Source organism: Echinicola jeungdonensis (genome assembly GCF_030409905.1).
Lineage (GTDB): Bacteria > Bacteroidota > Bacteroidia > Cytophagales > Cyclobacteriaceae > Echinicola > Echinicola jeungdonensis.
Genome location: NZ_JAUFQT010000001.1, coordinates 2,099,899 through 2,110,627 on the forward strand (window position 1 = coordinate 2,099,899; position 10,729 = coordinate 2,110,627).

The 10,729-nt window shown below is 41.5% G+C and carries 6 protein-coding genes; 1 reads left to right on the forward strand and 5 read right to left on the reverse strand.

Annotation, left to right across the window (positions count from 1 at the left end; genetic code table 11):
* Positions 1 to 9 precede the first annotated feature (9 nt).
* Complete coding sequence (locus QWY93_RS08850) at positions 10 to 1,233, reverse strand: cation:proton antiporter domain-containing protein (RefSeq protein WP_290247841.1); 1,224 nt, start codon at positions 1,231 to 1,233, stop codon at positions 10 to 12.
* Between the two features lie 235 nt (positions 1,234 to 1,468).
* Positions 1,469 to 2,407, reverse strand: coding sequence for a mechanosensitive ion channel family protein (locus tag QWY93_RS08855; protein WP_290247842.1), 939 nt, complete (start codon positions 2,405 to 2,407; stop codon positions 1,469 to 1,471).
* 353 nt (positions 2,408 to 2,760) lie between these two features.
* On the opposite strand from QWY93_RS08855, the gene QWY93_RS08860 reads away from it, so the two are divergent.
* Positions 2,761 to 2,928 (forward strand): hypothetical protein, encoded by a 168-nt coding sequence (locus tag QWY93_RS08860; protein WP_290247843.1) that lies wholly within the window; start codon positions 2,761 to 2,763, stop codon positions 2,926 to 2,928.
* A gap of 212 nt (positions 2,929 to 3,140) precedes the next feature.
* Here QWY93_RS08860 and galB read toward each other — a convergent pair whose 3' ends face one another.
* The 3 genes from galB to QWY93_RS08875 form a co-directional block, all read right to left on the reverse strand.
* Positions 3,141 to 5,603: a beta-galactosidase GalB gene (gene galB, locus QWY93_RS08865; RefSeq protein ID WP_290247844.1), complete on the reverse strand. Its 2,463-nt coding sequence runs from the start codon at positions 5,601 to 5,603 to the stop codon at positions 3,141 to 3,143.
* A gap of 379 nt (positions 5,604 to 5,982) precedes the next feature.
* Positions 5,983 to 7,497 (reverse strand): RagB/SusD family nutrient uptake outer membrane protein, encoded by a 1,515-nt coding sequence (locus QWY93_RS08870; protein WP_290247845.1) that lies wholly within the window; start codon positions 7,495 to 7,497, stop codon positions 5,983 to 5,985.
* Between the two features lie 19 nt (positions 7,498 to 7,516).
* Positions 7,517 to 10,702, reverse strand: coding sequence for a SusC/RagA family TonB-linked outer membrane protein (locus QWY93_RS08875; protein ID WP_290247846.1), 3,186 nt, complete (start codon positions 10,700 to 10,702; stop codon positions 7,517 to 7,519).
* Between the last annotated feature and the right edge of the window lie 27 nt (positions 10,703 to 10,729).

Sequence of the window (10,729 nt, forward strand, 5' to 3'; positions counted from 1 at the left end):
AGAAAATTATTACTTGGTCTTTCTTAACTCCCCAGATTTCTTCAAGGAATATTTGGCTGCTACCGGGCCAATAAGTTCATTAATGATGGAAGTACCCATGATGGTGGTCAGCAAAATGTCTGAAATTTCTTTGTATAGGGGATCCTGATAGACACTGAGTACGAGGCCTATGACTATCCCGCCCTGGGGAATAAGGCCTCCTGCAGTGTTTTTTTGAATTACGGGAGCTGCTTTTGCAAAGCGGGCGCCTGTATGAGAACCTAGGTATTTTCCGAGAGTGCGGAGGATAATAAATAATAGGATAAAGAAAAAAGCTTTGGGTATGGTGGCAATGTTCAGGTATAAGCCACTTAACAGGAAAAAGAATAAAAAAATTATTTCCTCAGTGTACCTTTCAAGGATTTTAAAAATCAACTTTTGTTGGTTACACTTATTAACTACAAAAATTCCCATACTCATAGAGGCAAGAACTTCATCAACTTTTAAATATTGGGCCAGGCCTGCACAAAAGATAAGGAGTGAGAGGACGATCACTACCCATTGGCCTTCCGAGGTTGACTTAAAAAACCGGGAAATTAATTGAAAACCATAGCCCAAAACAATTCCCAATAAAATCCCTGCCCCGATTTGATAAAGTGAAAAAATAAGTGGACTATCCCATGAAGCATTATCTGGTCCAATAAAAATGGAAATCAATCCGAGGGTAAAACTGAAAATCAAAATTCCTAATGCATCGTCCAAGGCAGCAACTCCCACAATTGTGTCAGAAACTTTGCCCCTCGCCCTAAATTGATGCATTACGGCAAAAGTAGCTGTTGGGTCAGTAGGGCTTGCTAGTGCTCCCAAAATAAGGGAAAGGCATAGGATGTTGATTGGGGAATAGGGTATAAATCCGGGGAATAACAAGGAAATGCCTGATATACAACCAGCTATTAAAAAATACGGGAAAACACTGGCTAACAAAGTAATACTGATAATCTCTTTTTCATGTTTTTGGACCTTTTCCCATTTTAATGCACCACCTACTTCAAATGCAATAAAAGAAAGACAAACTTTTAAGATGGGTTGGGAAGTGGAGGTGATTTCTGGATCCAAAAAATTTATAGTGTGAGGGCTGAAAATTATTCCTGTGGCCATGTACCCTATTATTTTTGGCAGACCCCACCTTTCGAGTAACCAGCCAGAGGCATACCCAATAATGAGCAAAAATCCGATGGCCAAAAGGATATTCATAAGGAAATAAAGCAGAAAATAATGTTATAAGCAATTTCGCCAATCATGAAATGTTAGTGACTTAAATCACTTTAAAAAGGATAATGAACAAGGACCTCTTTTTTTTAGGAAAACCTCCAATTCGAAAATCTCCAAGTTGGCAAATAAATAAGGGGTTACAAAGGATAAAACCTCAGGATGCAATTTTATAAAAACATTGGGTCGTTTATTAAGTTTTGTAAATCCAGGTTTACCTTTATTCATTGGCCCCATTTCCCCGAACATTTGATTGAATTTCCACAGGCATCATATCCTTAAATGTTTGACCACCTTTGATTCCAAAATCCAAAGTTCGGATTGGGAATGGAATGGTTATATCATTCTGGTCATAGGCTTCTTTTATGGCAATTATGCTTTGACTGCTGGCGTCTAAATAAGAACTTTGAGTGGTCGAATATTTGAGCCAAAACCTAACAACATAATTAATCGAGCTACTGCCAAATTCCGTAAAGAAGAATTCAATTCCTTTGTCCTTATCAATAATCTCCAGCGTTTCCACCGCATTGGTGGTGATTTCTTTTACCTTTCTCAGGTTGTCCCCATATGAAATACCACCTGACAGGTCAACTCTTCTTTTTCCGGATTTGGTGTAATTTTTAATGGGGTTTTCAAAAATCATTTTGTTCGGAATTATATACAATTGGCCTTGTGGATCCTCCAATTCGGTAGATCTGAGACTTACATGAAGGACCGTTCCGAATATGTCATTGGTTTCTATCAAGTCCCCAGAGCGGATGGGTTTCCTGACTGCCATCATGACTCCCGACATAAAATTGGAAGCAATGTCCTGAAAAGCGAAACCTAAAGCCAAACCAATAATACCGGCACCGGCAAGGAGGGAAGTGACGGCTTTGTCCAGGTTCAGGACACTAAGGGCCACAAAAATGCCTATTGCAACTATGACGAAATAAAGTGTCATGGAAATCAAGGTGGTGAGGCTTGGGCTGTCCGTAAACTTGGTAAGGAGTTTTTTAACTCCTCTACGGACTATTTTGGCAACAATAACAAAGGAAATCGTGATCAAAACGGCCACAATAAAATTGGGGAGCATTTCAATCATGGTTTCAAGCCAACTATTTAGCTTATTAGTGATTATGCTATAAAAATTACCCGTAATATTAGTTACTGTTTCCATAGATAGATTAATTTTTTAATGCCTTTTGTGGCTGCATACAAACCTATTCTTCCCCGGTAGGAATTGGCTTTTTAATCGTTTCAATAAACACGGTGGTTCTTCAGCTTATAACCCCAGGCATCAATTATTCACTAAGTAACCTGTATTTAGGTGAAAAAAACCGACAAGGAGATTACTTGAACAAACTTCAAATAATATAAGTAAAATACATAAAATCTATGAATCTTCATTCTAAATCATTGGAGTTTGGACTGAGGAAATTATTTTTTTACTCCGCATAAAGGCAGTATATCCATTTACTTTATGGCAATGTCCCGGTTTACTTTGAAGAATCTGCATCAAGTTGGGCAAGAATGGAGGAATTTCAGAAAAAGTTTGGAATCAAAGATATTTCAACCCTTCACATTAGAAATGCTTTAAATGAGGAGCGAGGGATTTTAAGTTTTTCACAAGAAGTCGATGCTCAAATGGTTGCCTTGGTTACTTATAGAAGAAGGGGAATTTCCACTGTGTTTTCTTAAAGTATCACAGAAAATTTGGCCAGTAACGCTCTTTTTCCTGTTGTCAGTATGAATATGAATGCCCCAATATCCAAGTAAAAGTTTAATGGGAAAATTCTTTTGAAGATTAAAAAACCAATAAGGGTTTTCTATAGGGGGAAAAGGAAAAATAAGGATCCAAAACAAGCTCCTAAATGCTTTGGAGCTTGTTTTGGGTTTAAAAGATGGATCTGTCACTCAACTTTTATTTCAACCTTTGCTTTTTTGAGGCCTTTAGCTTTTGCTTCCAGAATAATTTCACCGGGGTTTTCTCCCGCTTGGACAATTGCAGTCAACTGCCCATTGAAAACTTTCATTTTAGGATGGTGGAAAAGCTCTAAGCTGGTGGGATCACCATTGGCAGCGGCTCTGTATTTTCCTTCACCATTTGCCTTAAATGATATTGAACGCTGATCAGTGGGACACAAATTTCCATTTTTGTCCACTACTTGTACCCTGATAAATGCAAGGGATTTTCCATCTGCTTTTATGGCTTTTTGTTCAGGAACTAACCTGATATGATGGGGCTTGCCTGCGGTATGGATTGTTTTTTCTTTTACCTGCTCTCCTGCCTTATTATAAGCTATTACCCGCACTTCACCGGGCTCATAGGGAACCTCTTTCCACATCAAGCGGTAACGCTCCTGTAAGGTGCCATTTTTGGTTTTGGTTATTTTTCCAAAGCTTTTTCCATTGACAAATAGCTCAGCAGTTGGGTAGTTGGTGTAAACGAAAACAGGCGTAGCTTTACCTTCCCTGCCCTCCCAGTTCCAATGGGGCAAAATATGTAAAGTTTCCTCTTCCCGGTTCCAAACACTTTTGTAGAGGTAATAACGGTCTTTGGGAATACCTGCTAGGTCTACGATACCAAACATAGAACTGTGGTTTGGCCAGGCATCAGTATCATAGGGGGTGGGTTCCCCCAAGTAATCAAAACCGGTCCACACAAACTGCCCCATAGTCCAGGGGTAATCATCTGCAAGGGCAAAATCCTCTTCCGGCAAATTAGACCAAGAACAATACTCCAAATCATAGGAACTGGATTGTTGATTTTCATGGATTACCTGGGCACCTTTTTCCACAGGGAAATGATAAACTCCCCTTGAGCTTACAGTAGAACCTGTCTCTGATCCCAAAACCAGGCTATGGGGAAGTTGTTCATAAGCTTCTTTGTAGCGGTGGGTTCTGTAATTTAATCCCGCAATATCAATCATGGCCGCAAAGCCATTGTCCAAAACGCAGGAAACCCTATCCATCCCGGCAGTTACTGGTCGGGTAGGATCTTCTCGATGGCATATGTCCTGTAAAAATTTGGCTACCTTATATCCATCTGAGCTGCATTGTGTCGGCACTTCATTGCCAATGCTCCACATGATTACACTGGGGTTATTTCTAAAATGGCGGACCATATTCACCAGGTCTTTTTCAGCCCATTCTTCAAAAAAGCGGTGATAGCCATTTTTGCATTTGGCAACATCCCATTCATCAAAGGATTCTACCATCACCATCAATCCCATCTCATCGCACAACTCAACCAATTCAGGAGTGGGCATATTATGGGAAGTCCTTACTGCATCCGCTCCCATATCCTTCAAAATCTGCAATTGTCTTCTGATGGCAGACCGGTTGACAGCAGCCCCCAGGGGCCCTAAGTCATGGTGAAGATTGACTCCCTGGAATTTTCTTCTTTCTCCATTCAAGAAAAAACCTTTGTCTGCTATAAACTCTATTTCACGGATTCCAAAACGGGTTTCGTATTCATCTATGACTTTTCCATCAATAGAAAGGGTGGAAACAGCCCTATATAAATTGGGTTCTTCCGGAGACCAAAATTCAGGTTGGTTCACTGTCAAATATTGCTCCAAAGGCCGGCCATGGTTCAACTTTTGTCTACTATCCTTGATAGCCACCTGTTCATCCAAATCATTTATAATGGTGGTTTGGATATCTACAAAGGTTCCTTCAGGTACATTATCCACTTGGGTTTTCAGCCGCACAGAAGCATACTCTTCAGAAACAAAAGGGGTGGTCACATAGGTCCCCCACACAGGTACATGAATTTTGGGGGTAACCATAACATGTACATTTCTATAAAGTCCTGCCCCAGGGTACCAACGGGAGGATTGTTCTTTGTTCTCCAAGCGTACCGCTAATGTATTGTCTTGGCCATCTTTATGGAGATAAGGTGTCACATCAAAATAAAAAGCATTGTAGCCATAGGGCCAGAAGCCCACTTTCTCTCCGTTGACATACACTTCAGCCTCACTCATGGCCCCGTCAAACATAAGATGGACTTTTTGATTTTCCGCGTCAAAATTGGCCACACTTAAATCCCTTCGGTACCAACCTACTCCCATATAAGGAAGGCCTCCTGTTCTGCCTGTCTTTTTGGTGGCTACCTTTTCGTTGTTTTGGGTGACGGCCACCACTTGCAAATCATTTTCTTCTGCAAATGGGCCATAAATAGCCCAATCATGAGGAACTGTTACTTCTTGCCATTCGCTGTCATTAAACTCAGGCTGATAAGCTTTTTCATTTTCTCCCTTGGAAAATCTCCAACCATCCTCCAAAGTCCATTGTTTTCTTAAATCTTGGGAATGACCAGGATAAGCCAAAGCCCCCAACAAAAACATAATCAAGTAACTTATTATTCGCATAGGTTAAGTTTGATTTTATTGATCAATAAAATAATTTCCGAAGATATCATTTTTTAGAAGACCTAAACAGTCCCAAAAACCAGAAACCTTCTATAATCCAATTTTTCAATTGGCAAGTAAACTTAAAAAGGAAAATATTCTGTACTGTTCTGTACCAATTTAGAAGGCAGGTTTAATTGGTGAGTGGTGGGGCCGTTTTGAATAAATCTCCGATTTTTCTGACTGTTAGAGGTCAGGATGGGATTTGGTATAACTTTTACCGTTAAATTTCCAAACGACCCTTTTCTTTTTCCCTACACCTAATACTAGATTCAATTAATGAAAAAAGCCATCCCACAATTGAGGGATGGCTTTTTTAAAATTTTGAAAACCCTATTCCTTAATAACCAGGGTTCTGTTGATACAAACCTTCTTTCACATCCAACTGGTTAAGAGGAACAGCATAGATCAGGTCGTCAGAGTTGATGTCCGTTGAAATTTTATTGGCAGCATCATCTGCAGCAATCCAATCCAACATGGTATCAATGGCCATTCCAGACCGAACCAGGTCATGCCATCGCAGACCTTCTCCAATAAATTCCCTTCTTCTCTCTTCCATGATCTGTTCATAGCTCACCAGCACCAGAGGCAAAGTATATCCTGCACGGGACCTGACCTGATTTACCAGAGCATCTATTTCAAGTTGACTTCCTCCACTTTGGCTCAAAGCTTCCGCTTTCATCAGCAGAATGTCTGAATAGCGGATTACCGGAAAATTCAATTCAAAGTCAAAACGGTCCACGCCCAGGTTGTCCAAATCCAAATACTTTTTGATAAAGCGGTCTTGGACCAAATTCCCATTGGCATCGAAATAATTAACCCATACGGAGAAATCATCCCTGACATCCGGGTCACCAAAAGATGCCATCATATCAGGGGAAACAGTTTTAGGTGCATCAGGGAAGGTTCCTCCCGCAAATGGAATCTCATTGGAACGGCCAAAGGCTTCAGGGTAGTGATATTGTACATATTCACCACCTACACCTTGACCACCACTCAAGAATTGAATATCAAAAACAATCTCCTCATTGTTTTCATTGTCATAGGCAAATACATCCCCATAATCATCCAAGAGATCAAATTGGTTACTATCAATGATAGCATTCAATTGTTCTAAGGCTTCACCCCATTCATTTGAATTAAGAGTTGGGCCATCAGGATGCAATTGTGGTCCGGAACGGGTCATATACACCCTGGCCAAGAGACCTCTGGCTGCATAGGAAGTTGCCCTTCCAAAATTAGTGGCACTTGAATAATTGGGGGGCAGGTTGGAAATGGAAAACTCCAGATCGGATATGATTAAGTCATAAACTGCAGGGACTTCACTTCTTCCGATCTCTAAGGCTTCCAATGGAGTCACCGGCCTGTCAAAAACCGGAACTTTTCCAAAGAACCTAACCAAATCAAAGTAAAACAATGCCCTTAAAAATTTAGCTTCCCCTTCAATCCGGGTACGCAAATCACCATCTGGAACCACATTAGCACTCAGGTTAGCCAAAAGGGTATTGGCTCTCATGATATTATTATAGAGCCCATTCCAGGTATCATTCATTATGCTGGTTGCCTCCAGGTTCCTATTAAAATTATTGATCAGGTTGTAATCCCTTACCCCTGCTGTACCTGGGGAATAAATATTATCCGAACGCACCTCGCTCAATTCAAAATGATTAATAGGATAAGCATTTAGGCCATTATAAACCCCGGAAAGAGCGGTAATGAAATCTTCCTCGTTTTGGTAAAAGGCATTGGATCCCAAGGAGGAAATCGGCGACTGGTCGAGTTTGTCTTCGCATGAAGAAAAACCAGCTACTACCAGTCCCATCAAGACGATATAAATATATTTTATGCGTTTCATAAGACTTGTCTTTTACTGGTTAGAACTTAAGGTTTACACCGAAAACAACTGACCTTGATAAGGGGAAAGCACCATAGTCATCTCCATCATTATTGACGGCCTCGGGATTAAAACCACCGGTATATTTATCATCACCGAAGAAGTTTTCTGCAGTCACATATATCCTGGCTCCTGAAACAATCCTTTTATTTTCCAGTAGCCTTCCAAGGTCATAGCCCAAAGTGATATTACGGATTCTCCAGTAATCGGAAGAATACAGCCAGTCGGTATTTTTGATTCTACCAAAGCTAGAAACCGCTTTTCCGGTTTCTCCATCACCCGGGTTTTCAGGGGATCTCCATCTGTTTCTGTGCCTGCCCAGCGTGTTTTCCACGAAACTCATACCTGGACGGTCCATAGCCCTACCAAAGGTGGAATAGATCAAGCCTCCCCATTGTCCTTGTACCAAAAAATTCAAATCAAATCCCTTGTAAGTAAAGTTATTGGTAATTCCCCATACATAATCGGGGGTTGGAGCACCTGACAAAACCCTATCGTCGGCATTGATCACCCCATCATTATTGGCATCCAAATATTGGGGGTCACCTGCTTCCTGACTTCCGTACAAGGCCGCCCCATTATCGATTTCCTCCTGGGTAAGAATTCCGATATTCTGCACCAGATAAAGGGTATTGATCGGTTCGCCCACCATGGTAATCCTGTGGTTTATATCCCAACTACCACCCAAAATGGGGGTGTTTTCAGGGCCTAATTGTTTTACCTCATTGGTATTGTGGCTGAGATTTAATTTGGTAGTCCATTCAAACTGTCCGGTAAAATTCCGGGTAGTCAATTCAAATTCCCATCCTTTGTTCAGCACTTCACCGATATTTGTCAATGCTGTGGTAAATCCTGTTGCTGAAGGCACGGGGATATTCAACAAGAGATCGGTATTCGTTTTCCAATAATAATCGAAGGAAGTATAAACCCTGTTTTGAAGGATCCCCAAGTCCAAGCCAATGTTAGTCATTTCAGATTCCTCCCATCCAAGGTCTGGGTTTGGGAAATTTCCTGGGATCAAACCATTGACAAGGGTCCCTCCATAGGAGTAATTGGCAAAATCCAAAGTGGCAATGTGCGAATAATCCCCAATACCATTATTACCGGAAAGTCCCCAACTGCCCCTGAATTTCAGGTCACTGATAAAGTCACTCACCCCAGGGATTTCCTGGATAAAAAGCTCATCAGAAACCCTCCAACCAAGAGATACAGAAGGGAAAAATCCCCATTTGGTATCTTCTCCAAACCGGGAGGAACCATCCCTTCGTGCAGAGGCTGATATCAGGTATTTACCCATATAATCATATTGTACCCTGCCAAAATAAGAAAGCAAGGTACTTTGGGTTTCAGTGGTGTTGGTGCTGCCGGCATTGATCACCGCTGCATTAAGGGTTGTAATACCTTCAACATCAAAATTACCGCTCGTTTCAAAAGTATTTCTTTTATTGAAACTATAAGATATACCCACTACTGCGTTTACATTATGGTCTTCTTGGAAGGTCCTGTTGAAGGATAAAGTGTTTTCATTGACAAAGGTCAGCTTCCTGAATCCTTCAAAATCACCAGAGGTCTGCCGGTTTCTAGTTACTTCCGCGGGAGTATAACTTTTATTTTGTTGGTCCACATTGTCCACATTGAGGGTACTCCTAAAAGCTAAACCTTTTAAAATTTCATATTCCCCAAAAACGGTGACCAAATTTCTAAAAATAGTGGTTTCATTCAGCCTCCTATTGGCAAAGGCGATGGGACTGATCCTTGAACTTGCCCAGGTGTACAAAGGAATGTCTCCTACACCGGTCAAAAGCCCAGCATCCTCTTCCACTACAGGAGCCATGCCTACCGTAACGTGGGTAATGGCATCTTTACCTTCCACTCCTGGATCATCCAGGATAGAATAAGAGGGACTGAGGTTCAGACCAAATTTCAATTTCTCATTGGGCTGAATTTCCACATTGGCCCGGGTGGAGTAACGTTTATAATTTACCCCAATGGCAATACCTTCCTGGTCCATATAATCACCGGAAACGAAGTATTTAACAAATTCATTTCCTCCGCTGGCACTCAACTGATAGTTCTGAACCAAACCTTTTCTGAACAAATGGTCCTGCCATTCTACAAGCCTCAAGCCCGGATATCCTTCTTGCAGCCAACGCGGGTCGTACATAAAATTCCTGTCAAATCCGCCTAGAATAGCTTCTCTTTCCGCAAGAGACTGGGAGGCGGATCTTCCTTCTCCGGAATTTTCCCATTGGGTATTGATCATTTCAATGGCCCGGTCTATCCACTCTGTTGGACTGAGCACATCCAGTTTCTTCACTGTTTCATTCCAACCCACATAGGAGTTGAAGCTAATCCGGGCTTTTCCGTCTTTACCGGTTTTAGTATTGATGATGACCACCCCATTGGATGCCCTGGAACCATAAATGGCAGCTGCAGATGCATCTTTAAGCACTTGAATGGACTCAATATCGTTTGGACTGATATTGTCCATAGGGTTTCCTCCTGCACTTTCCAGTGGAAAACCGTCAATTACATAAAGGGGTTGGTTGTTGGCAGTAATGGAACCGACCCCTCTTACCTGGACATCGAATCCCCGGCCTGGTACACCTGAAGTTTGTTTTACCCTTACCCCGGCCATTTGACCGACTAAGGCCTGATCCACTCTTTGAATGGGACGTTCGGTAAGGTTTTCAGGTTCTATTTGTGCAATGGAACCTGTAATATTTGCTTTTTTCTGGGTACCATACCCCACTACAACTACTTCTCCTAATTGCTGCATGTCAATCTGCATGACAACATCAATGGTTGACCGGTTACCGACAGGGATTTCCTGGGTTTCAAACCCTATTGAGCTAAAAATCAGAATAGCTCCCTCTTCTGGAACTTCGAGGCTGAATTTGCCATCAATATCGGTAACAGTACCTCTGCTGGTACCTTTTAGCAAAATGCTGACCCCAGGTAAAGGCATATCATCCTCCGATGAAACCACTGTCCCTGAGACTTCCTTTTGTACCTCATAGACTTTCTCCTCGTTCAATGGGACCGGGATTTTTACAATTTCCGGGCTAATTCCTGCCCAGGAAATGCCATATATCCCACAAGCCATTGTCAATAGGAGGAAGACCCATTTTTTGAAAATTGAATTTGAAGTAAAATTGATTTTCATGGATATTGGGTTAAATGTTATTGTTTT